Genomic DNA, 22,440 nt, shown 5'->3' with positions numbered 1-22,440 from the left:
TGCTCTGCACGAAGCCTGCACAAGGCATCGCGTTTCGGTCACATAGCTCAAGGGGGATACGGGGGAGATTGTCGTTCGTTCGACGCACAGGCCATCACACGTCGGTGTCAGGCGGGAAGATGAGGTGAAACGTTTGCGTCAGTAAAAACCCGAATCGGGCGCTGCTCGCGCCCGGCCACGATCAACGTGACCAGAAACCTCGGGCCAGCTTCGGCACGCCGGAACCGTCCCGGACGCGAAGCTTCCAGCGTATGTCAGGCGCCGGCAGATTCGGATTCGCCGACCGGCCGCGACGGACTGTCCTCGCGGCGTTCAAGCGCAAAAGCCCCTCCGACTTCCTCCGCGGTGACATCGATCAGCGTGCTCATCGCGCGCTCGGCCAGACCGGCATCGTGTGCCTCGATCGCTTCCACCACGCGGCGCTGCGCTTCGAGCGTCGCGTCGCGCATGGTCGCAATGCCCGCCACGATCGGATAGACCGTCACCAGCGCACCCCGCACGATAGCCGTCATCTGCTGGAAGAACTGGTTACCGCTCGCGGCCACAATACGCGTATGCAGCGCGACATCGGCGGCCTGGTACTCGGGCTCGCTGCCGGTGAGCGACGCAAGCGCGTCGAACGCATCGCGAATCCCGCTTACTTCGTCCGGCGTTGCACGAGTCGCGGCCAATGCAGCCGCACGCGGCTCGATCAGCATTCGAAACTCGATCACGTCGCGCAGGAACGCCTGATCCGGCGTCGCACGGAAGCGCCAGCTCACCACGTCCTCATCGATCAATCGCCAGTCGCTCATCGGCCGGATCCGCGTGCCCGTCTTGGGGCGCACATCCAGCATGTGACGCGCGAGCAGCATGCTCAAGGCCTCTCGCATCACGGTCCGACTCACATCGAACTCCTTCGACAAGACGTCCTGTGGTGGCAGGATCGCGCCGTACTTTTGTTCGACGATGCCCGACACGAGGCCGTCCATCACCTTAGCCACCAATGATCGCTCTTTGTTTTCGTCCATCACCCCTCTCCCCTTGCCCTACATTGTGTCCCTGCGCACCCGGCGGGCTTCCCCAAGCTCACCGGAAGGCCCGGTAAGTGTTGCCTATTCGTCAGACTAATTACATCTATCTGACTACTCGGCAGCCTTTCACCGTGCACGATAAATTGCGTGTCCAATACCGCTAGCGCCAGTCGGAATGTCCCTCGCAAGGGTTATCCCTTTGTCTCGCGTTTCGCGATACTGCGTCGGCAATCGCTGTATTAAGTACTTCTTGATACTTTTGATTTAAGTGCTTCCTGATGCCCGGGCCTGATGCTGATTGCCCGGCAAATCGCCATACGTTCATCGGTGTTCAGCCTGCTGCTTTCTTCTCGGGTACCCGTCCGTACTGATCGTCGAAACGTACGATATCGTCTTCGCCCAGATACGTCCCCGATTGCACCTCGATCATTTCGAGCGGCGTTTTACCGGGGTTTTCGAGCCTGTGCGTGGTACCGAGGGGAATGAAGGTGGACTGGTTTTCGCTTACCAAGAAGGTCTCTTCCCCGCGGGTCACGAGCGCCGTGCCGCGCACGACGATCCAGTGTTCCGCACGATGATGGTGCATCTGCAGCGAGAGCCGCGCGCCCGGTTTCACCACAATACGCTTTACCTGAAAACGCTCGCCATGATCGATGGAGTCATAGAAACCCCAAGGCCGCTGAACCTTGCGATGATCCTGCGCCTCGGCGCCTTTGGCGGCTTTCAGTCGCCCGACCATCGCCTGCACTTCCTGCACACGATCCTTCGATGCCACCAGAATCGCATCCGCGGTTTCCACGACGACTACGCCCGTCACTCCCACGCACGCGACCAGCCGGCCATCGGAATGCGCGAAACTGTCTGCTGACCCTTCGAAGATCACGCGGCCACGAGCAACGTTGCCGTCATCGTCCTTATCCGACATGTCCCATACGGCGTCCCACGCGCCGACATCGGACCAGCCGGCGGCGAGCGGAACCACGACGCCCGGAAACTCCCGCGTGTGCGCAATCCGCTCCATGACGGCGAAATCGATTGAATCGGAGGGGCAGACTTCGAATGCGGCGACATCGAGTTGTGTGAAGCCGTCCTGATGCAGGCCGCGTTCATACGCGATCACGCACGCGGCGTGAATAGCAGGCTGGAAGTGCTCGATAGCCGCAAGCCAGACCGACGCCCGGCACACGAAAATGCCGCTATTCCACCAATACTCGCCGGACGCCAGATACTGTTCGGCAATTTCCCGCCGCGGTTTTTCGACGAACCGTTCGAGCACTCGCGCTTGAGGGGCGCCATCATCCGCAGTTCCCAGGGGCGCGCCGGCCTTGATATAGCCGTAGCCTGTTTCGATCTTGTCGGGAACGACACCCAGCGTAACGAGCGCACCCCTTGCGGCATGTTCGATCGCCTTGGCGATCGTGCGACGGAACGCATCAAGATCGGACATGGCGTGATCAGCGGGCATGGCCACCATGACCGGATCGTCGCCGGATCCGGCAGCCACTGCTGCCAACGCAGCGAGCGTAAGTGCCGGTGCAGTGTTGCGGGCGCAGGGCTCGAGCACAATGCGCGCCCGACGGCCATTACGCTCGATCTGCTGGGCAGTCAGCAACTTGTGTTCTGTGCCACAGACCACGATCAGTTCGTCGTTGCTCGTGTAGTGCACGGTATCGTGGCCATGCGTTGCCACATCAAGTCCGTCGAGGCCGTCAAGACGGCGGAGCGTGGCTTCGAGCAGCGATTCCGCGCCCATGAGTTCGATGAGTTGCTTGGGGAACTGCTGCCGCGATAACGGCCACAGACGCGTGCCGGACCCGCCGGCGAGAATGACCGGCTGCACGCGAACACTCGCGGCGCCCGTCTTGGGGATGCCGGCAAGCGGATAGTGGGACACGTCCACGGTGACTCCTGAAGCGTTGAAGCTGATTGAGGGCCGAGCGCGTCTTACAGGTGCGGACGCGTGAAAAACACGCATCGATTGATGCGCAATTTAAGCAGGTAAATCTATTTCGTTGTGTGCGCGTGCGAACGCCCGCACGCTATTCGGTCGTTCTGCCGTTCAAGGCACTCGGCGGACGAACGTGACCGAGATGCGCGCGTCACCTAGCTTCACCTGTCCGACGGGCCGCGCCCGGGTTGACGAACACGACAGAGCATCGCGACTGCGTGTTAAGTGGTGTGCCCATTACACTTTCACTACGCCGATGATTCAGTGCGCCCGCACACACTGCGCGAGCACACCCTGATATTTCCGCCATCGCGAGCAGTTCCCGCCACCGTTATTCCCTCCACGGTCGATGTTCGATGTTCAATCTCCAACAGACGGCTTTTTCGTTGCCGAGTCAAATAGGGCATCTCGCCGTGTCGCGCATGCGCGGCACAGAACCGGAAAATGCCGGGAAAATACATGGGCGCCGCTGTCGATCAACCCAGTCCGTCTGATGCGCCGCGCTTCCCGGTATGTATCTGCAGGCGCAATCGTCCCGGGAATCTTTTCCGGACGTTGCGTTCGGTCGAAGCCTCCACGTATCCGGCGCATCCCGATCGTGATCTCGGACGACAGCACTGATACGCTCACGCGTGAAATGACGGCTGCTGACTTTCCGCGTGCCGTCTTCATGGACGGCCCCCCGCCGCGGCCTCGGCGCGAACCGCAACTGTGCGCGCGATGCGGTAACAGGCATGCATGTAACGCTCACCGACGATGACGCCACGCTCAGCACTGACTTCCTGAGTCAAATGGCCGAGTCGCTGCGGAACGGCGGGCGACATCTCGAATAGCCAATTGTTACGGTATACGAACTAAATAACGACGAAAGCGTTTATGCAAAATGACGCGATTGGCAATCATCATCTGGGCGTGGGAGTCACGCGCGACGTGGACTTCCTCAAGGGACTCATTCCCAATCAACTGGCCTGGAGCCTGCGGCTGCAAGAGTCCCCTGTCACGCCACCGGCGCACGCCGTGTCGACGGACGGTTTTGTCGGCGCTCGCTCTGGGAAATTGCTTGTTCATAGACCGCCAGATGTTCCGTGCACACGCGCTGCACCGAAAAACGCTCCAGATCTCGCTTTGCACGCGCGGCATATTGCGCACGTACTGGCGAATCCATCAGTAACCATCCCAGTTTGGCGGCCAGTTGCATCGGCTCCTGGGGCGCCACGAGCACCCCCGCACTCCCGTTTTCCAGCATCTCCGGAACGCCACCCACCTTCGTCGCGACGATCGCACAACCCGCCTCCCGCGCTTCGCTGATCACCAGCGGCCCGGGAGCCTGATGGGCAGCAAACACGAATACGTCAGCTTCGGCCAGATACGCGCGGGGATCCGCGACGAACCCTGTGAACGTGACACAGTTAGCAATACCAAGTTGTTCTGCAAGACTTTCCATCAGTCCACGATCAGGTCCGTCACCCACCAAATAGAGCTGCGCGTCTTGTGTCTGCCGCACATGCGAAAACGCGTGCAGCAGGTCGGCAATGCCGTTGCGCTCGAACATCGCTGCCACGCACACTACATTCGGATGCTGTAACTGCAATGATGGCGGCTGTCGTCCGGGAACACGCGGGGAACCAATGGTGCCGCTTGTCACCACGCTCAAGGTGTCTGGCAGCACGCCACGTTCCAGCATGGCGTCCCCTGCGGCGTGGCTCGCCACGATCACGCGATCACCAAAGCGCACCATCGAAGCGCTTTTCTGGATATCGTGATGAACGGTGGTCACCAGCGCGAAGCGGCGGCGCATGTTGCCGAAGCGCGAGATCAACGCGCCGGTCATCATGTGCGCGTGTACCACATCGGGATTGAAGCGCTCGATCAACCGGCCGAACCCCGCGACCATGGCCGGCACACGCCAAGGCTGGCGCGACTGATGCAGCAGCGAATGCGTGACGCCATGGCGCCGCAGCAACGACTCGAAGGCGCCGCCTGCGGAAGCGACCGCGACGTTGTGTCCGGCGCGCGCCTGCATGCACGCCAGATCGACCATCGCGTTGACGGTGCCGTTGCCGTTGCATTGCGCATGCGTGGCCATGTGAACGATTTTCATGACTAGTCTGGTTCGAGGTTGATCGGCGCCTGGGGCGCCGGGGCCCTTCTTGCTTCTTGCGGGTGACTGCGGGGCACTTGTGACTAAAACGCCTCCTTCAATTCGCGTCGATAGCCTCGCGATCACTTCATCCCTTCATCGATACAGTCTCCTGGCGAGCCCGCACCGTGTGGCGAGCGGCCTTGCGCGTTTTCGCAATCTCTTCGAACAGCGCGAGATAGCGCGCTGCCATGCTCCGCCAGGACAATGTCGCGGCCAGCGCCTGAGCCGCCTGTCCCATTTCGCGCGTACGCAGCGGGTCAGATGCAATCAGCGAGATGGCTTCGGCCAGCGAGGTTTCGTTGTCGGGATCGTCGAGCACGATGCCGCACTCCTCAGTGACCACTTCCGCGCCGCCGGTCGTGTGCACGGTAATCACCGGCAACGCGCAAGCAAGCGCCTCGAGCAGCACGAGGCTCATGGCTTCGTAACGCGACGGGAGCACAAACGCATCGGCGCAACGCATCAGCGTGGGCATATCGCGGATCATCCCGACGAAATGCACGCGATCCGCCACGCCGAGCGCAGCGGCCATTGCCGGATACGGACTGCTCGCCACACCGCCGGCCACCGCGAGGTGTACGTTGGGCGAACACTTCACGAGCGCGCGGAGCACGGTGTCAAGGTTCTTGCGCGCGTTGCGCAGGTCGCCGGCGAACAGCAGCATGAACGGGTCTTCCGGCAACTTGAAACGCTCGCGCTGCGATGTCTGCGACAAGTCCCGCGAGAACTCGACGTTATCCACGCCGTGATGGATCACGCGGATCTTGTCACGCGACATGCCAAGCGATACCAGCTCCGCACTCACCTTTTCCGACACCGGCACCAGCACGCGTGCATGCCTGAACGCCCAGCGTTCGCACCACGCATTGAGCCGCGTGCACAGCAGTTGATACGCGGCATGCAACCCGCCGCTCAGGCGAAACGGGTAATGGCCGCTTTTATACCAACCGCTATGGACGAAGTGGATGGCGTTCACATCGGAATGCGTCCACGCGATAAATCCATTGACCTGCACCACGTCGAACTCATGACGATGAGCGCGAATCCACGCAGCGGCACGCAACGCGAACATCTGGTATTGCAGCAAGCGCGTGGGCACCCGGCTCGCGGGTAGGCGAACAACAGTACCGCGCGGATGCTGGCTCAAAGTCTCGTCGACCTTGGTGCTGAGCAGCGTGACCGAATGGCCCGCGGCAAGCGCCGCCTGGACGACCTCGTAGTTGACGCGCCCTTGCCCGTCGTTGCCGACGGTATGCGTGACGATAAGCAGATTCAAACGGTCCTCGTTGGATACTGGGTGTTCTGTCGCGCTGTCGGGTACCTGGCTGGGTCCCGCATGATTGGACTGATCGGGCCGATCGATGACGGCGCTCATGTACGCGGCATCAGCCTGGATGGCAGCGCGATGTCTTGCTGCGCCACTGTCCTCGTGGCTGAACGTCACGGCGTACCCGCAGCGTCCGCGGTGGCCGTATTGTCCGGACGAAGGGCGGCGGCGCGCACCGGCTGTTGACTCTCGTGATGGATACACTCGACATCGTTAAATCCCGTGAAGGCGAGGTCGGCGTCGTGTTCGTGCAATGCACGTCACTCGCGTCCTCTGTGTCATTTGGAAACGTCTATGCCGACGTCAGGTCCTTCAGAGTCGTATTGCAGGAACGTCGTGTACTTCTTGCGCGGCTGCGTTTCGGACAACTTCAAACTTCTTCGACCATATCGACGAAATCCGCTTCGCCGGCACGCTGGCTCATCCGCTCGTTATGACGGCTCTTGCGTATCAGCCCAATCAAGCGCACCCCGCGCTCGACGAACGGTCCCTCATCCTTGCGAAATCCGAATGCCTCGTAAAATCCGCGCAGACTCACCGGCGCCAGCAAGCGCACGCCCCGTCCGGGCCACCGTTCCCCGGCTTCCGCAAGAACACGTGCAATCAGCGCCGCAGCCGTGCCGTCGCCGCGCCGTAGCGGGCTTGTGAGAATCTTGTCCACCACAACCACGTTCGACGCCTCCGGCCCCCTGCTGCGCTCGTGCAAGCGCGCATAGGCCATGACGGGCATCGGCCGGGAGATATCGTCGACTGCAAAGACATGGAGCGATGTTTCATCGCGTCCGTCCAGGTCCAGATGCACATGGGACTGTTCGACAACGAACACAGCGCTTCGCGCCCGCAGGATCAAATACAGCTCCCGTGCGGTTATTTGCTCGAAGTCGAGTGCTTTCCAGTTCATGTGCCGGTCCTGATCCAGATAAAGCCGGCAACACCGGCTTGTTTGATGTTCATACCTTAAGTCGTAGACCACTTAACTTCCGTGCGGCATCGCACCGACGCAACCCCTTGTCAATCCGTCAAATACGGGTAACCGAACCGCAATCGGTGAATGACAAACTGCCGCGAGAAAAAGGCTGGAAGAAAAGCCCGAAAACCGCTTGTACGGATGAGCTTCCAGCTTTCAAAACAAACGTGCGCCAGATTGCCGATTGCACGACCAGTCCGGTTCCGGACACACGACAGAGCCGATATCAAGCGGCTGCCGTCGGTCCTGGGTGAAACACCTTTAGTGACGCTTCTTTGGGGGGCTATTACTTGAAATCCGCACTGCGCCGCATCCTTGCCGAATCCGCCCGGCTTAACGTTCCCGCTGATTCGCTCGCCGATGACGCCGGCCTTGACCCCAGCCTCGACGCCGCCGGCTCGCCGTCGCGTGGGCTCCTCCGGAGCGATACGCCAACGCATATCAGCGCCGGAATCGAGGCGCTGTCATGACTGCCGTCCATAGCGGCGGCGCAACGGATTCCAGCCGCGAGCGCGGCCGGGTCGTGCAACTGCACCCGCATCACATGCGCGTGCGCAAGCACCAATCGCACTCCCTGCATCAGGGCGAACGGGTCTGGGCAGAAACAAATTGCTACGTCGACTTGTGGATCGAGTTGCTGCACGGCTATGGACTCGATCCGCGCGCAGCGCTTGCCTTTACCGTGACGCAAGACTTCGAAGGCGACCAGTTCACGTTCTTCAAGTTTCCGCTGGAGGACCTCGACAAGCTCTATGGTTTGCAGGTTCAGGAACTGGCCATCTACGATTCGCTGGAAGACCGAGTGCGTACGCAGACCCAGCGCGGCCATACGGTGCTGGCTGAAGTCGATGCGTTTTACCTGCCCGATACGCGCGCCACGTCATACCGCAACGATCACACGAAGACGACCATCGGCGTGGATTACATCGATCCGCGCTCGCGCCGGCTCGGTTATTTCCACAACACGGGTTACTTCGTGCTCGACGGTGAGGACTATGAAGGCGTGTTTCGCCGGTTGCCGGAACTCGATGGCCGCCCTGAGCTACTGTTTCCCTACGTCGAGTTCTGCAAGCGCGCCCGGGCGCCGCTGAGCGGCACGGCGCTGGCGGAAGCATCGGCGGATCTGCTGGTTGCGCATTTGCAACGGCGCCCGGCGCGCAATCCGATCACGCAATGGCGTGCGGCTTTTCCCGAGCATCTCGAGATGCTGTTCGAGCGCGGCCCGGAGCACTTCAATCTGTACACGTTCAACGTCATGCGGCAACTCGGCTCGAACTTCGAGTTCATGTCGAGATACCTCGTCTGGATGCGCGAGCGTGGTTTCGCTATCCCTGACGCAATGCCGACAGCCGCGCAACGCATCGCGACCGAGTCGATGGTGATGCAGTTCCGGCTGGTGCGGGCCATTGCGCGTGGCCGACGGGACGCCTGCCACGAATGTTTCGACGTGCTGGAAGAGTCCTACGCCAAAATCGTGGAACCGCTTGCGGCGCTGATTAGTTAAGGGCTCGTTATTCAGCTCTGGGCCTCTTCGGGCGGCCGCAGAGTTTTGACCCGCCAATCAAAAACAAAGTAGCAGCGACGCGTCCAGGGCGGCGCGCCGGCTGCACTCTATAAGAGTGGGTCGCCTCGACGCCACGTTACATCGCCATTCGATGGCAACAACAACCTCGTTCACCTGACGCTTAGTTTTGTCGATCCGCTACCGCCCCGAACTGCGCGCGCAAACGTTATCTACTTAGCGGTTGCCGGCGATTCTGGCTGCTCTACGGCCCGATGTGCCTTTACGCGATGAACTCGCAGGGCACGACTTCTAATTGCCGCTAACGAGATTGTTTGACAGTTGCAGGACCTGCGATCGGCGCGGGCTGGGGCGTAATAGGTGCCCTGGGAGTGCCTAAAAGCGCTTGGCACGGCCTCGCGCAGGTTTAGCGTCCCCACAGTGGCCCTCATCACAGACGAGGGCCTTGACGGCCTCAATGAGCATTTGATCAATGAGACTGCCGTACCTATCGACACCCGTCTGGAACACGCGCGCCTTCGTGACGGCGCAAGGAAAGTGGCCCGTGCGTCGAAAGACATGACACTCGAGGCACACCGCACAGCACGTATCCATGCCTCTGATCTGCTCGGACACATCTTCGATTTCACCGACGCAACAGATTCGGTCCACTCGACCACGATGCAACCGTGAACCTTGCGTGACAAGATCAACGGTGACGTCTTGATCGAAGCGCTCCACGTTCCCGAACACGCATGCACGCAGCGCCATGACCTCGGACTTGAGGTTCGCGTGAAGCAAACCAGCAACGAGAACTTGGAACGGGTAGTGAACGCCAAACAACGCCAAACAACGCCAAACGTTTGGCACGCTGAGTTCATATTGTCGATCCGGACTATCGCGACGCCCGACCGGTTCCCTCTTTCACTCGGCCACGTACGCCGTATTCCGCTGACTGGTCGCCAACGCAACACTTCTCATCCGCCAGAAGGCGAGATTCGTGCGTTCAACGCAACGTTTTCAGTTTTCGACCCGCGTAACGAGAAGCCCATGCTGAGCAAGGCGACATGCCTCCCATCAGGCGGTACCAGCGTGTCAAGCGCCGCTCCGGAGCAACTGCGTTCGTTAGCGCACCAAGTTGATGGAACAGTTCTGAATCAATTTTCAAACAACCGACGATTGGTGGCTTAAGCCCTCGATGCACAACCCCGCGAGCTTGCTTTGCGCACTCGAAAAAAAACTCCAATGGGCCACCAGCAAGGCATTGCGCAGACGAAAGCATGCACTGCATCAATCGCATCAATAGCGTCTGTCCACCGGCGCCATGTTCAAGAGTGAAACAAAAATATCCATCTGCGGATTTGTGGTCACGCCGCTTGAAGCACAGCGCCATGATGGCATTGAGATTCTTCATTGCTGGCACGGTCCTCGCTAAATGAGTCTCGCGGCACCGGCACTGTCCAAAACGAATTTAACTAAATGACGATGCGGGGTTGCTTACGGGGCTGGTCGCGACATGTTTCGATGGGGCCGTCAGATGCATCCACGAAACGAATCGCTGGCCGGTAAATAACAAGTAAGGCGCAATGCGCAAAGTTACGAGAGAAGAACATCATGCTGACCCTTCAGTCCGACCTGCATGGCAATCATTTGTTGGGTGCACTTCCCGCACACGAATGGCAAGCCCTCACGCCGCATCTTGAACTGGTTCAACTTCGCACCGACCAATTGCTGTGCGATTCGGGACAACGTATTCATCACGTGTATTTCCCCACCACCGCCATCATCTCCCTGCTGCACACGATGGAAGACGGCGGTTCGGTAGAGATCGCAGCAGTCGGCCGTGAAGGCATGACCGGCGTGCCGGTACTGACGGGCGGCGAAACCATGCCGACGCGCGTCCAGGTGCAATGCCCGGGCTTCGCTTATCGCATGAGCGCATCCGCACTGCGTGAACAGTTTGGCCGCTCTGACTTCCTGCGCCGCCTGATGCTGCTGTACATGCAAGCCCTTCTCACGCAAGTTGCGCAAACGGCAGCATGCAATCGCCACCACTCGCTCAACAAGCAACTGTGCCGCTGGCTTCTCATCGAAATCGATCGCACCACGTCGAACCAGTTGCAAGTCACGCAGCAGTTGATTGCAGACATGCTGGGCGTACGTCGTGAAGGCGTGACAGAAGCCGCAGGCAAGCTTCACAATGCCGGGCTGATCCATCACAGCCGTGGTTGCATCAAGGTCCTGGATCGCGAAGGCCTTGAGTCGCGTGCATGCGAATGCTACGGCATCGTCAAGCGTGAATTCGACCGGCTGCTGCCGCGTTTGCATCAGGCTGAAGCGGTTCACTGAACACGGGACAAAGTGCTGGAGCGAAGAAGCCAGGGCATGGCCTCAAGTGTTCGGCGCTTGTGTCTCGATGCGACATTGGGCGCTGTTGGCGACTCAGGCTGTTTCGCTGCAACGTGAAGCGAGTCAGCTTCCAAATCTAAGTTGCACTACTGAACAAGACCGCGTTGATCATCGCCGCTGGAGGGTTGCCCCGGTGATGGCGGCGTGATGTTTGCCTTTGTACGACGTGGATTTTTTGCGGGTGTGGACGAGCCTGATCTAAGCGATTGGGGTACGCAGCCGGTAGGCGATGGACCCGGTTCGACACCTGGTTTTTCTGCGAAAATGCCCACGGCAATGGCGCTTTAGAACGCGATAGTTTTGCCGGCTTCAAGCAATGCTATGCAGCCTTTGCTTTCAACGACGCATCCGTTCAACAGCGCACTTCAAGTGTTTCGTCGACTCGCACGTCCGGCTTTCACGGGGCGGTGGCGCAGCAATGCGCCACCGCTACCCGTCGTCGCCGCGCCGAATCCGCGCTGGTACAGACCGCAAGAGGAACGGCCACGAACGTGCATGACATTGTCAAAGCGGACGGTTTGCTGCCCGGCGAGGAGACTGTTGTGTACCGTGATGCGGGCTATCGTGGCATACAAATACTTACGAACACCCCGGCATTGCAATAGATGGTCGCCATGTGCCATGGATAGCGATAAAGAAATAGCCGGCTCGCGTAGACGGCCAAAGCCGAAAGCAGCAACCCGGCATCAACCCCGGCCGCTACGTCCGAAACCACCGGCATCCAAATCCGTCCACTGGTGCGAACGAATAATCGTCGCTCTAAGTGACCTTGACATACGCCGGCGGCATAACACTCGTCAGCTCGCTTTCCCGGCTAGGACTGGCCTTGGCCATCGCGTTCAATACCTCAACAACAAACCGGCGGCGGAAATCAGCGGCACCGAAACGTTCAGCATTCCTGCGGCACGCAGCAATCGTAAAAGCATGCGAGCAATCCTCGAACCGCTCCACGGCATCACACAGCGACGCTGATGTCTGGGTCATGAAATGCAAACCCGTCGCCCCAGGAGATCCGAGCGGAACCACCGACTCCAGCGCCCCACCCTTGCCATAAGCAATGACGGGTGTTCCACACGCCTGCGCTTCCACTATGGCAATGCCAAAATCCTCTTCCGCGGCATACACAAACGCCTTGGCGCGTTGCATGTGATCCTTCAAGACCGCGAACGACTGATACCCCAAAATACTCACATTAGGTGTAGCCTTCGACCGAACCAAATCCATCTGCGGACCATCGCCAATCACCACCAGCTTGCGATCGGGCATGGAAGCAAACGCTTCCACGATCATATCGATACGCTTGTAAGGCACCATCCGCGAAGCCGTCAAATAAAAGTCGTCCTTCTTGTCACCCACTTCGAATGCCTGGACGTCAACCGGCGGCGCAATGACCGCCGCTTCACGCCTATAGCTCTTCATGATCCGGCGAGCCACGAACTGCGAATTCGCAATGATGCGGTCCACGCCGTTGGCCGAGCGTGCGTCCCAGTTACGCAAATAATGCAGCAACATGCGGGCAGCCCAAGACCGCGGCCCATGCTCAAGACGCGCCTCACGCAAATACTGATGTTGCAGGTCCCACGCGTAACGGATGGGGGAATGCACATAGCTCACATGGGTCTGGTCAGGCCCAACCAGCACGCCCTTCGCTACAGCATGCGAACTCGAGAGCACAAGGTCATAGCCGGACAAGTCGAACTGTTCGATAGCAAGCGGCATCAACGGCAAATACCCCCGATACTTTTTCTTCGCGTAGGGAAGCCTCTGAATGAAGGAAGTCTTCACTGGCTTATTATGAACAATCGAGCGGTCTTCGAGGAAGTCCACCAGACTGAAAATATCTGCCTGCGGAAAGCAGGCGATCATCTGCTCCAGTACCTTCTCAGCGCCGCCCGACGTCACCAGCCAGTCGTGAACAATAGCCACTTTCATTATGAAATCCGTCTGCCGCAGCCTTTGCTGCCGATGAAACGAGTTTAAAGATAGTCGCTGCACGCATACGTTCGTATACCCACACAGTTCGACTATCGTATTGCGAAATATTGACCGCTGTTCCCGCTCGCCCGCGGTCAGTAATTCCACCGGCGCGGGATTTGCCTGTCGTTCATTGACTATTCGCTCCGCCCTGTCATCGATGCCCGCAAAATCCGCGGCCAGCTGATCGATTTCATTCGCCATGCGCGGCGAGGGCTAGATCCGCCTGCTGCTACCCGCCATTCAATGCACCCGACGCAGCGAAGTCCTATTGCCATCGGACGGCCCGTTTCGAGAACGGCTCCAGGCTGTAGGTGTGCGGGTATTGGTGGACACGAACGCAGGTATCTCGAACATCAGGAAGGACCGCAGTCGGCGCCAATGCACCGGCGCCGTGCAGCGCTTGAGCTTCCCACCAACGCCTTTCTCGTCGGCTTGTTCGGTCGTTTCAACGCATGGAAGGGTCGGCATGTAGAACGCGACGCGATTGCACGCGCTCATCTTGTTCTTGTCGGCGATGCACTCTTCGGCGAGACCGATCACGCAGAGGGGTTAAGAGCGCAAGCGAAAGCGCTTGGCATTGAGGAGCGCGTGAACTTCGTGGACTTTCAACACGACGTAGCGTCATGGATGAACGTAATGGATGTGGTCGTGCATGCGTGCACGCAACCGGAACCGTTCGGTCTCTTGATCATTGAAGCCATGGTCGCAGGCAAGCCTGTGGTCGCCTCTAACGGAGGCGCAGTGCCGGAAATACTGAAGGATCGCGAGGATGGGTTGATCGTCGAACCGGCCAACGCACAGGCACTCGCGGATGCGACCAGCACGTTGCCGCGTGAACCTGAACTGGCATCACCGCCGCCTAAAGCCGATGTGAACCTGGCAACGCATCGTTGACTAAATTGCTAGTGCTAAGAGAGAGACTAGAACAGACGCAAAAGCTAATTGACCCAAACAGTTAAAGATTGAAAAATCCCGAGACATGAAATGCCAGGCTCTTTCGATAACCTGCTTGCCTGACTCCTTCAACGCTTGCTTAGTTTCCGCGGCATGGCAAGTTGGATCTCGTAGAAGGCGGCCAGCATCGCCAGGTAGGCGCGTTCGCTTTCTGCTTCTTTGACCGACATCCCCTTGCAGGTCTGGGCGCCCATGATCATGCCCAGGCACAGCGCGTAGTTGCCTGCGAATGCCGTGGGTGCCGTAGGTGATGGCTCTATGTGCTTGAGCCGCGCGTAAGACGCATCGAGCGTATTGCGAAGATTGATTTGCATCGCCGAACTCCCTTAATTATTAAGACCTTTGACGTCACGCCCACGCGTCAGTGGCTATACAAGCTATTACGCTTTCTAACGCAGACAGAATGTTCGCGGTCGCGCAATCGAGTGGGCTTAGAGCGCGTGCTCTAGGGACTGGCTTATTTTGACTGACTGCCTGTTCTTCTCGATCGGAGATATCTTACTAATCGCATACTACATAGAAACAGTTTGTTCAGGACAGCCGCACGAACCTGCGATCGGGCGGACTCCTCGGTCGCAACACGTTAGAAAGCGTAAAAAAGCGCGGTCGGTCCGAAGGCCTCCGCGCACGGTCGGAACTGACTGCAGCCGTTAGCGCCGCGTGTAATCGATCCGTTCCACGCCACCCGGCGTTCCGAGCAAACACACATTCGCCCCGCGCGCCGCGAACAAGCCCACCGTCACCACGCCCGGCCACGCATTCAGTTGTGCTTCGAGTGCGAGCGGATCGGTGATCTTCAGCGTCTTCACGTCGATGATCTCGTTGCCATTGTCGGTGATAAACGGGGCGCCGTCCGTGGTCACGCGCAGCACCGGAACGCCGCCCAATGCTGTGATGCGCCGGCCGATCGCCGTGCGCGCCATGGGCACGACTTCGATGGGCAACGGGAACGTGCCAAGCACCTCGACCCGCTTACTTCCGTCCGCGATACAAACAAACACGTCTGCCACCGACGCCACGATCTTCTCGCGCGTAAGCGCACCGCCGCCGCCCTTGATCATCGCGCCATGCGGGTCGATTTCGTCAGCGCCGTCCACGTACACCGGCAACGATTCGATCTCGTTCAACTCCAGCACCTTGAAACCATGTGCTTCGAGCCGGGCGGTAGTAGCAAGCGAGCTCGATACCGCCCCGCGATACCGCGACTTCGTGCTGGCGATGGCATCGATAAAACAATTCGCCGTCGTGCCCGTGCCGACGCCAATCACCGCGCCTTCGGGTACGTTGGCATGGACATAGGCGGCCGCTTCGGCGGCGACCAGTTGCTTCAGTTCGTCTTGGGTCATGGCGGGTGTGACAGCGTAAAAGGGGAAACCTCAATTCTAGCTGAGCGGGGCCGCGCAGCGTTTTCGCGGCAGCGGCGATGCCGCGCGCTCACACTTGCATGAAAAAGCCGAGCGGATTATGCGTGCGCGCTACCGATGCAATGAACGCAAACACAATGATTGCCAGCAGGCCGAACACCGCTCGCGCACCCTTCGTGCGACCGCGTTTGAGCGCGAGCGTGCCAAGCACGATATACACGATCAGCCCGGCAATCTTCGCCGACAGCCACGCCGCATTCGGCCCAAAGCCGATGATTCCCACCAGCCCGATTGCGCTCAACAGCAGCACCGTATCCACGATATGCGGCACGATCTTCACCGCGCGTTTTTGCAGCAGCGGCGATTCACGCAGCATCCAGATATAGCGAATGACAAAACCCAGGATGCTGAGCGCAGCGCAGGTCATATGGACGGAGCGCAGCGGCAAAAAAAGATCGGACATGGAGGCGAAGGGCCTTTTAGGGACGTATTTATTAAGGGACGTATTTATCGAGCAACGCGGCCGCGATTGCATCGGTTTGCGCATCGGGATTGCCCGCGTAATCAGCGGGGCGAAAGTGCATCTGGAATGCGGCGATCACGCGGCGCGATTTGTCGTCGAGCACGCCGTCGGTCGCGACGTCATAGCCGTATCGCTGAAGTTTTTGCTGCAGGGAGGCTACATCGACCAGCGACTTGGGATCACGTCCGGCAAGATGTTGTGCCACTGTTGCGTCATCCGGCCACGCACCAACACCGTTGTCGTAAAGCGTGCGCCAGGGGAATGCCGGACCCGGATCGGTCTTGCGTTGCGGCGCGATATCGCTATGACCCACCACGCGGGTGGGCGGAATCTTGTAGCGCGCGACAATGTCCTTCGCGAGCTTCACGAGCGCATCGACCTGCGCCGGCGGATACGGCTGCCACGTGCGTCCCTGCGGTGTATCGACAGGACCCACGTTGACGTTTTCAATGCCTATCGATGCGGCGTTCAACTCCGTCGTTCCCTGCCATTCGCTTTTGCCCGCATGCCACGCGCGCTCCGATTCGGGCACGAGCTGATAGACCACCGGCTCGCCGTTCTCGATGGGCGGATTATCCGGCACAACGTAGTGCACGCTGACGTCATCACCCGTCAGGACTGCGAGCGATCGCGCTTCGTTACCTTGCGTGTAATGCATGACAAGAAAGCGCACACGCGAGTCGGCGCTGGGCGCGTGATAGCGCGTGTCGGCTATGTAGGCGCCGCGATTGATCTCAGTGCTGGAGCACGCGGCGAGCAGCGCGCAGCACACACTGCAAATGACGGTGGAGCGAAAACGCATGAGGTGCGATTACTTCTTCAGCGACCGTTGCCTGACCGCTTCGAACAAACAAATCCCGCTCGCCACCGATACATTCAGACTCTCGACGCTGCCCGCCATCGGGATCTTCATGATCTCGTCGCAAGTTTCGCCGGTGAGGCGTCGCATGCCCTCGCCTTCCGCACCGACAACAATCGCCACTGGACCATCGAGCTTCGTCTCGTAGACGCTTGCGGTCGCATCGCCTGATGTCCCGATCACCCACACGCCCGCGTCCTTCAACTCGCGCAACGCACGCGCCAGATTCGTCACCGTGATGTACGGCACGGTTTCAGCGGCGCCGCTCGCGACCTTCGCGGCGGTTGCGTTCAGCCCGGCCGAACGATCGCGCGGAGCGATCACGGCATGCGCGCCGGCGGCATCGGCTACACGCAAACACGCACCGAGGTTATGCGGGTCGGTCACGCCATCGAGCACCAGCAGCAAGGGCGTACCGCTGACGCCGTCGAGCAGTTCCGCCAGGTTCTGCGCGAGCGGCATGTCGGTCGCGCGCGCCACCACGCCTTGATGGCCGACGTTGCCCGACAGGCCCCACAAGCGCGCTTCATCGGCGGCGATCAGGCGAATGCCCGCTTCCTTCGCCGTGCGCAAGAAATCCGTCATACGCCGGTCCTTGCGGGTCGGATCGTAGAGAATTTCTTCGATAGTGGATGCGTCGGCGCGAACCCGTGCGGTCACCGCGTGAAAACCATACAAAACTTTGAGACGTGACATGACTGGACCAGACCGTATTCAAACAAAACAAAATGGAAACGCGGCCCGGTGCATGATGCATCGGGCCGCGCATTTCAAACTGAGGCGCGTCGCCTTCGTCGCTACCGCGCGCCTCAGCGCTTCTTGCGTGGCGGGTGACTCTTGGCCGCCGCCTTCGGCGCCGTGCCGCGTTTCTTCGCCACCGCTACATCCTTGGCGATAGTAGGCGGCAATGCAGCAGCGGCGGCTGCCTTGCCCATAGCCTGGGATGCCGCCTTCTTGCCGCCGCGGTCGCGCCGCCGGCTATTCACGCTACTGCCTTCGTCCGACGGGAACGGCCGCACACGCGGTCCCGCGCCCGCACCCGCGCCATTCATGGCGGAGTGCTCGACGGCAGGCGCCGTGGTGCGTCCTGGCGGCTTGACGGGCGTATCGCGGACCAGCCGGAAGTCGATCTTGCGTGAATCCAGATCGACACGGCTGACCTGCACGCGCACCCGGTCCGACATCCGGTACCGGATACCCGTGCGTTCGCCGCGCAACTCGTTCTTGATCTCGTCGTACTGGAAGTAGTCGGCGCCCAGTTCGGTGATATGCACCAGCCCTTCGATAAACAGCGAATCCAGTTGCACGAAGATCCCGAACGTTGTCACGCCGTTCACCATGCCGCCGTATTCCTCGCCTAGCTTGTCGCGCATGAAATAGCACTTGAGCCAGGCTTCCACGTCGCGCGATGCTTCGTCGGCACGGCGCTCATTCGACGAACAATGCAGGCCGAGTTCTTCCCAGATCGCGACATTGTTGCGCTGACGGCTGCGCGATTCGTCGTCGGATTTCTGCATGGCCCGCGCGGCCTTCGTGAGACCCGTGCTGAGCGTGGTGTCGTGGCCAACCTCGGGCTGATACTTCTTGCCTTGCAAGATGGCGTAGATCGCGCGATGCGTGAGCAAGTCGGGATACCGGCGAATCGGGCTCGTGAAGTGCGCATACGCTTCGTACGCGAGCCCGAAGTGGCCGATGTTGTCCGGACTGTAGACGGCTTGCTGCATGGAGCGCAGTACCATGCTCTGCAACATCTGCGCGTCCGGCCGGTCACGGACCATGGCCATGAGCGCAGCGTAATCGCTTGCGTGCGGCTTTTCGCCGCCGCCCAGCGACAAACCTACGCCGCGCAAGAACGCCCGCAGGTTTTCGAGCTTTTCGGGCGTCGGCCCGGCATGTACGCGATACAACCCCGGATGCTTGTGGCGCTTGAGGAAGTCGGCGGCGCACACGTTCGCGGCCAGCATGCATTCCTCGATCAACCGATGCGCGTCATTGCGATGTCGCGGCACGATCTGCTCGATCTTGCCCTGCGCATTGCAGACGATATACGTCTCAGTCGTATCGAAATCGATCGCACCGCGCTTCTGGCGTGCCGCGTGCAGCGACTTATAGACGCCGTACAGGTTCTGCAATTGCGGCAACAGGTCGGCGCGCTTCGCCGCTTCCGGTCCCTTGGTGTTAGTCAGGACCGACGCAACTTCCGTATACGTCAGCCGGGCAGCCGAATGCATTACGGACGGATAGAACTGGTACGCCTTGATCTCGCCGCGCGCGGTGATCACCATGTCGCAGACGAGCACACAACGATCCACATGCGGATTCAGCGAACACAGCCCGTTCGACAACTTCTCGGGCAGCATGGGAATCACGCGGCGCGGGAAATACACCGATGTGCTGCGATCCAGCGCATCGACATCGAGCGCCTCGTTCGGGCGCACGTAATGCGAGACGTCGGCAATCGCGACCAATAAACGAAAGCCCGTACCCCGGCCGACTGTCATGGGCTCGCAATACACGGCGTCGTCGAAATCGCGGGCATCTTCGCCGTCGATAGTGACCAGCGGCACATCGCGCAGATCCACGCGATGCCGGATGTCGACGGGGCGCACTTCGTCCGGCAGCTTCGAAGCCTGCTCAAGCGCGCGGTCGCTGAACTCGTGCGGCACGCCGTATTTGCGCACCGCGATCTCGATCTCCATGCCCGGATCGTCAATGTCGCCGATCACTTCCGCCACGCGTCCGAGCGGCTGCGAATGGCGGCTCGGGAAGTCGGTGAGATCCACCGATACCACCTGCCCCACTTTCGCCTTCTTCGGATTCTGCGTGATCAGGATGTCGTGGCCTATGCGCTTGTCTTCGGGCACGAGGATCAGCGCGCCGTTCTCGCTGATCAGCCGGCCGATGATGCGTTTGTTCGCACGGTCCGTGACTTCCACGATATGGCCTTCAGGCCGCCCGCGACGGTCATACCCGACAATGCGCGCGAGCACGCGGTCGTTGTGCATGACCTTCTGCATTTCGCCGTTGGGCAGGAACAGGTCGTCCTGGCCGTCGTCGCGAATCAGGAAGCCGAAGCCGTCGCGATGGCCTTGAACACGGCCGGCAACGAAGTTCGAGGGATGCGTGAGTTGGTAATAGCCGCGTTTGTCGAGACGGACCTGGCCGTCACGCTCCATGGCTCCCAATCGCTTGAAAAATCCCTCGCGCTCCTGGCGCTTGATCGACAGAGCTTCGGCGATGTCATTCGCGGCGAGCGGAGCCTCGCTCGTGCGCAACACGCCGAGAATTTCTTCGCGGCTCGGAATCGGATACGGATATTTGTTCAAGGGCTTATCGATGATCTCTTCTCGTCTAACTGAATGTCGCGGTTAATGGGGGATCACATCTACTTCTCGGGATCCCATCCCGGCTTTACTTTCCAGCCCCGCCGGGGCCAGATCGGCGCGTTGCCGGGACGTTGCACTTAACGTTGTTCCGGTTCGTTCACGAATAGTTTGCGAGCCATTCTAACACCCGCCAACCGGCCCACATCGGCTCGCAAGCCATATGGGTACTGGCTCGGAGCCGAGTTTCAGTTTGAGTCTCAAAATGCTTGACAGCGCGATACGCCCGGCTATAATTGCGTTCTTTGTTGCACACGCACCCTGCCCAGGTGGCGGAATTGGTAGACGCACATGGTTCAGGTCCATGCGCCGCAAGGCGTGGAGGTTCGAGTCCTCTCTTGGGCACCAAGATTCAAATTCGGAGCAATCCGAAGAAGTCCGGAAAACCCCGTCAATCCTTGTGATTACGGGGTTTTTTGTTTTCTTCGGTCCGGGTTGTTCTAGTAATTTCCAGCATTTTGCCGCGCTCCGGCGTCGGTGCAACGCCCCGCCAGATACGTCGAACCCAAGTCGGAACGGGCGTTTCGCCACAGTAGTCGGCGAGGTCGGCGAGGTCATCGTCAACGAAATGCGTGTGACCACGAAACCGCACCTCCTCTCGCCGCAACGCGACGTCACGCGATCTGCTCCACCCATTGGCTCCGCCAACCCGGTGCTTCGAAGGGATCCGAAAAATACTGGGTCTCGTGAACGACCTTACCGTTGCAGAACTCCATGATGCTCACCGTGTACGCCGCTCGCGCTTTATAAGTGATCGAGTATTCCGTGATCCAGAGATTGCCGTTTCCCTGAAGTCGCCTGACCTCGAAACCCGATGGCTTTTCTGGATGATGACCCCGCAACGCCTGCAGATTGAGCCGCCCGAGGATGCGTTCACCTGATTGCGGATAATCACAGATGGCATCGTCATCGTAAATCTCGTGCTCCGCGTTGAGGTCGCCGGCCGCCGACGCATTCCAGTGCGCATTCAGGGCTTCACGTATTTTTTCCTCATGCATCGGCTGCCTCCGGACGCAGTCCACGTTTCACGATGATTTACTTGGCGGGAGGAAGCCCCCGCTGCCGGTATTGACGACCTCGTTAAACCTCTGCCGGGTCTGAATCCGGTTGATCTCGTCAAACGCGTCTGCTGGCAGCGCGGAGACGTCGAAATTTTCGCGCGCGCGGACCGCAGTCTTGGGGGTGGTAAGCACAGCCCCGCCGCGCTGTAGCGCCCAGGCAAGCAGCACCTGTGCTGGCGTCTTTCCAATTCGCGCGGCAATCTGGGATACGACAGGATCCTCAAGCGGCCCCGGCCTTATTCCATGACCTAATGGCGCAAAGGCCAAAAACACTATGCCGTTCTCCCTGCAGAATTCCAGGAGTTCTGTTTCCGGAAGATACGGATGCGCTTCGACCTCCACCACGGCCGGTTTAATTCGTGCCAATTCGTAAAGGGGCTGCAATCGGTTCAAGGTGATGTCAGACAGTCCGATGGCGCGGCATTTTCCCTGGCCGACGAGATCTTCCATCGCCCTCCACGTGTCGATCAAAGTCACGTCTTTATCGTAGATGACATTGCCATTTTCATCGCGCGGATCCTGTTCGTCGCCTGGCTGAAACGCAAACGGAGTGTGAATGAGATAGAGATCCAAGTAGTCGAGCCCAAGCCGCTCAAGACTCGCCTCGAAAGCCGGTGGAACACGTTCGGGCCGATGGTTGGTGTTCCACAATTTCGAGGTTACAAAGATGTCTTCGCGCACGACTCCTGCAGCCGCGAGCCCTTCCCGCAGGCCATCACCCACTTCCCGCTCATTCCGATATCGCTCGGCGCAATCGATGTGTCGATATCCGGCTTCCAGCGCATCTCTGGTAGCAGTCGTAGTCGTGGCTGCATCGGAAATAAGCGTGCCAAATCCGAGCGCGGGCATACGGCCACCGCCGTGATTGAGCGCCATCTTTTTGCTACGAAAATCGGCCGGCTCAGTCATGACGATACTCCCCCACTCTCGCGCCCAGCGACTACGACCGATGCTCGAGCGTGCGATTGTGGCGCCGGGTCTATGAACAGAAAAAACGTCAACGTGGTTGAG

The 22,440-nt window shown here is 59.8% G+C and carries 21 protein-coding genes, 1 tRNA gene and 1 pseudogene; 8 read left to right on the top strand and 15 right to left on the bottom strand.

The window, feature by feature from the left end:
* Positions 1-254: 254 nt before the first annotated feature.
* Positions 255-1,010 carry a FadR/GntR family transcriptional regulator gene (locus GSQ93_RS04660; protein WP_158934438.1) on the bottom strand — a complete coding sequence of 252 codons (756 nt, stop codon included), beginning with the start codon at positions 1,008-1,010 and terminating at the stop codon, positions 255-257.
* Between the two features lie 334 nt (positions 1,011-1,344).
* Positions 1,345-2,913 (bottom strand): mannose-1-phosphate guanylyltransferase/mannose-6-phosphate isomerase, encoded by a 1,569-nt coding sequence (locus GSQ93_RS04655; RefSeq protein WP_254073743.1) that lies wholly within the window; start codon positions 2,911-2,913, stop codon positions 1,345-1,347.
* A gap of 707 nt (positions 2,914-3,620) precedes the next feature.
* Between GSQ93_RS04655 and GSQ93_RS38640 the strand changes: the two genes are divergently transcribed.
* The gene (locus GSQ93_RS38640; protein WP_158934436.1) at positions 3,621-3,794 is read left to right on the top strand and encodes a glycosyltransferase; all 174 of its coding nucleotides are present in this window, start codon (positions 3,621-3,623) and stop codon (positions 3,792-3,794) included.
* A 164-nt stretch (positions 3,795-3,958) separates the two neighbouring features.
* Here the strand turns inward: GSQ93_RS38640 and GSQ93_RS04645 are convergent, their stop codons facing one another.
* From GSQ93_RS04645 to GSQ93_RS04635, 3 genes are all read right to left on the bottom strand, one after another.
* Positions 3,959-5,062, bottom strand: a complete 1,104-nt coding sequence (locus GSQ93_RS04645) for a glycosyltransferase family 4 protein (RefSeq protein WP_158934435.1) — start codon at positions 5,060-5,062, stop codon at positions 3,959-3,961.
* A gap of 127 nt (positions 5,063-5,189) precedes the next feature.
* Entirely contained in the window at positions 5,190-6,380 is a 1,191-nt protein-coding gene (locus GSQ93_RS04640) for a glycosyltransferase family 4 protein (protein WP_158934434.1), read from the bottom strand.
* Positions 6,381-6,801: 421 nt separating this feature from the next.
* On the bottom strand, positions 6,802-7,332 hold the full coding sequence (locus tag GSQ93_RS04635; protein WP_158934433.1) for a GNAT family N-acetyltransferase: 531 nt from the start codon (positions 7,330-7,332) through the stop codon (positions 6,802-6,804).
* A gap of 356 nt (positions 7,333-7,688) precedes the next feature.
* Here GSQ93_RS04635 and GSQ93_RS37985 point away from each other — a divergent pair, with 356 nt between their 5' ends.
* From GSQ93_RS37985 to GSQ93_RS04620, 3 genes are all read left to right on the top strand, one after another.
* Positions 7,689-7,868, top strand: coding sequence for a hypothetical protein (locus GSQ93_RS37985; RefSeq protein ID WP_254073742.1), 180 nt, complete (start codon positions 7,689-7,691; stop codon positions 7,866-7,868).
* A gap of 74 nt (positions 7,869-7,942) precedes the next feature.
* Positions 7,943-8,902 (top strand): DUF1839 family protein, encoded by a 960-nt coding sequence (locus GSQ93_RS04625; RefSeq protein WP_254073758.1) that lies wholly within the window; start codon positions 7,943-7,945, stop codon positions 8,900-8,902.
* Between the two features lie 438 nt (positions 8,903-9,340).
* Positions 9,341-9,592, top strand: a complete 252-nt coding sequence (locus GSQ93_RS04620) for a hypothetical protein (protein WP_158934431.1) — start codon at positions 9,341-9,343, stop codon at positions 9,590-9,592.
* Between the two features lie 313 nt (positions 9,593-9,905).
* Here GSQ93_RS04620 and GSQ93_RS04615 read toward each other — a convergent pair whose 3' ends face one another.
* Entirely contained in the window at positions 9,906-10,313 is a 408-nt protein-coding gene (locus tag GSQ93_RS04615; protein ID WP_158934430.1) for a hypothetical protein, read from the bottom strand.
* A 200-nt stretch (positions 10,314-10,513) separates the two neighbouring features.
* On the opposite strand from GSQ93_RS04615, the gene GSQ93_RS04610 reads away from it, so the two are divergent.
* Together GSQ93_RS04610 and GSQ93_RS37980 are read left to right on the top strand one after the other, a co-directional pair.
* A complete protein-coding gene (locus tag GSQ93_RS04610; protein ID WP_158934429.1) occupies positions 10,514-11,248 on the top strand; it encodes a Crp/Fnr family transcriptional regulator in 735 nt (244 codons plus the stop codon).
* 506 nt (positions 11,249-11,754) lie between these two features.
* Positions 11,755-11,880 (top strand): annotated as a pseudogene (locus GSQ93_RS37980) (IS5/IS1182 family transposase); the annotation flags it as partial.
* A gap of 187 nt (positions 11,881-12,067) precedes the next feature.
* Here the strand turns inward: GSQ93_RS37980 and GSQ93_RS04600 are convergent.
* Positions 12,068-13,240 carry a glycosyltransferase family 4 protein gene (locus tag GSQ93_RS04600; protein ID WP_158934427.1) on the bottom strand — a complete coding sequence of 391 codons (1,173 nt, stop codon included), beginning with the start codon at positions 13,238-13,240 and terminating at the stop codon, positions 12,068-12,070.
* A gap of 423 nt (positions 13,241-13,663) precedes the next feature.
* Between GSQ93_RS04600 and GSQ93_RS04595 the strand changes: the two genes are divergently transcribed.
* A complete protein-coding gene (locus GSQ93_RS04595) occupies positions 13,664-14,179 on the top strand; it encodes a glycosyltransferase (RefSeq protein ID WP_158934426.1) in 516 nt (171 codons plus the stop codon).
* A 128-nt stretch (positions 14,180-14,307) separates the two neighbouring features.
* Here GSQ93_RS04595 and GSQ93_RS04590 read toward each other — a convergent pair whose 3' ends face one another.
* The 6 genes from GSQ93_RS04590 to rnr all read right to left on the bottom strand — a co-directional run bounded on the left by GSQ93_RS04590 (position 14,308) and on the right by rnr (position 20,311).
* Positions 14,308-14,553: a hypothetical protein gene (locus GSQ93_RS04590; protein ID WP_158934425.1), complete on the bottom strand. Its 246-nt coding sequence runs from the start codon at positions 14,551-14,553 to the stop codon at positions 14,308-14,310.
* Between the two features lie 336 nt (positions 14,554-14,889).
* The gene (gene rpiA, locus GSQ93_RS04585) at positions 14,890-15,585 is read right to left on the bottom strand and encodes a ribose-5-phosphate isomerase RpiA (RefSeq protein WP_158934424.1); all 696 of its coding nucleotides are present in this window, start codon (positions 15,583-15,585) and stop codon (positions 14,890-14,892) included.
* An 88-nt stretch (positions 15,586-15,673) separates the two neighbouring features.
* Positions 15,674-16,066: a SirB2 family protein gene (locus tag GSQ93_RS04580; protein ID WP_158934423.1), complete on the bottom strand. Its 393-nt coding sequence runs from the start codon at positions 16,064-16,066 to the stop codon at positions 15,674-15,676.
* Between the two features lie 31 nt (positions 16,067-16,097).
* The gene (locus GSQ93_RS04575) at positions 16,098-16,928 is read right to left on the bottom strand and encodes an N-acetylmuramoyl-L-alanine amidase (protein WP_158934422.1); all 831 of its coding nucleotides are present in this window, start codon (positions 16,926-16,928) and stop codon (positions 16,098-16,100) included.
* Positions 16,929-16,937: 9 nt separating this feature from the next.
* Positions 16,938-17,681 (bottom strand): 23S rRNA (guanosine(2251)-2'-O)-methyltransferase RlmB, encoded by a 744-nt coding sequence (gene rlmB / locus GSQ93_RS04570; protein WP_158934421.1) that lies wholly within the window; start codon positions 17,679-17,681, stop codon positions 16,938-16,940.
* Positions 17,682-17,794: 113 nt separating this feature from the next.
* Positions 17,795-20,311: a ribonuclease R gene (rnr, locus tag GSQ93_RS04565; protein WP_158934420.1), complete on the bottom strand. Its 2,517-nt coding sequence runs from the start codon at positions 20,309-20,311 to the stop codon at positions 17,795-17,797.
* Positions 20,312-20,631: 320 nt separating this feature from the next.
* On the opposite strand from rnr, the gene GSQ93_RS04560 reads away from it, so the two are divergent.
* Positions 20,632-20,716 (top strand) — tRNA-Leu (locus tag GSQ93_RS04560).
* Positions 20,717-20,982: 266 nt separating this feature from the next.
* Here the strand turns inward: GSQ93_RS04560 and GSQ93_RS04555 are convergent.
* Positions 20,983-21,366 (bottom strand): nuclear transport factor 2 family protein, encoded by a 384-nt coding sequence (locus GSQ93_RS04555; RefSeq protein WP_158934419.1) that lies wholly within the window; start codon positions 21,364-21,366, stop codon positions 20,983-20,985.
* A 27-nt stretch (positions 21,367-21,393) separates the two neighbouring features.
* Positions 21,394-22,338, bottom strand: coding sequence for an aldo/keto reductase (locus GSQ93_RS04550; protein ID WP_158934418.1), 945 nt, complete (start codon positions 22,336-22,338; stop codon positions 21,394-21,396).
* Between the last annotated feature and the right edge of the window lie 102 nt (positions 22,339-22,440).

It is taken from the genome of Burkholderia sp. S171 (assembly GCF_009766085.1).
GTDB lineage: Bacteria > Pseudomonadota > Gammaproteobacteria > Burkholderiales > Burkholderiaceae > Caballeronia.
Note: the sequence above shows the minus strand (reverse complement) of the source record. Positions and strands in the feature narration are given on the sequence as shown.

Coding starts and splice junctions, on each gene's coding strand:
- GSQ93_RS04660 (WP_158934438.1), bottom strand. CDS start 1,010: ATGGACGAAAACAAAGAGCGATCATTGGTGGCTAAGGTGATGGACGGC.
- GSQ93_RS04645 (WP_158934435.1), bottom strand. CDS start 5,062: ATGAAAATCGTTCACATGGCCACGCATGCGCAATGCAACGGCAACGGC.
- GSQ93_RS04635 (WP_158934433.1), bottom strand. CDS start 7,332: ATGAACTGGAAAGCACTCGACTTCGAGCAAATAACCGCACGGGAGCTG.
- GSQ93_RS04625 (WP_254073758.1), top strand. CDS start 7,943: ATGCGCGTGCGCAAGCACCAATCGCACTCCCTGCATCAGGGCGAACGG.
- GSQ93_RS04615 (WP_158934430.1), bottom strand. CDS start 10,313: ATGAAGAATCTCAATGCCATCATGGCGCTGTGCTTCAAGCGGCGTGAC.
- GSQ93_RS04610 (WP_158934429.1), top strand. CDS start 10,514: ATGCTGACCCTTCAGTCCGACCTGCATGGCAATCATTTGTTGGGTGCA.
- GSQ93_RS04600 (WP_158934427.1), bottom strand. CDS start 13,240: ATGAAAGTGGCTATTGTTCACGACTGGCTGGTGACGTCGGGCGGCGCT.
- GSQ93_RS04595 (WP_158934426.1), top strand. CDS start 13,664: ATGCACCGGCGCCGTGCAGCGCTTGAGCTTCCCACCAACGCCTTTCTC.
- GSQ93_RS04590 (WP_158934425.1), bottom strand. CDS start 14,553: ATGCAAATCAATCTTCGCAATACGCTCGATGCGTCTTACGCGCGGCTC.
- rpiA (WP_158934424.1), bottom strand. CDS start 15,585: ATGACCCAAGACGAACTGAAGCAACTGGTCGCCGCCGAAGCGGCCGCC.
- GSQ93_RS04580 (WP_158934423.1), bottom strand. CDS start 16,066: ATGTCCGATCTTTTTTTGCCGCTGCGCTCCGTCCATATGACCTGCGCT.
- GSQ93_RS04575 (WP_158934422.1), bottom strand. CDS start 16,928: ATGCGTTTTCGCTCCACCGTCATTTGCAGTGTGTGCTGCGCGCTGCTC.
- rlmB (WP_158934421.1), bottom strand. CDS start 17,681: ATGTCACGTCTCAAAGTTTTGTATGGTTTTCACGCGGTGACCGCACGG.
- GSQ93_RS04555 (WP_158934419.1), bottom strand. CDS start 21,366: ATGCATGAGGAAAAAATACGTGAAGCCCTGAATGCGCACTGGAATGCG.
- GSQ93_RS04550 (WP_158934418.1), bottom strand. CDS start 22,338: ATGACTGAGCCGGCCGATTTTCGTAGCAAAAAGATGGCGCTCAATCAC.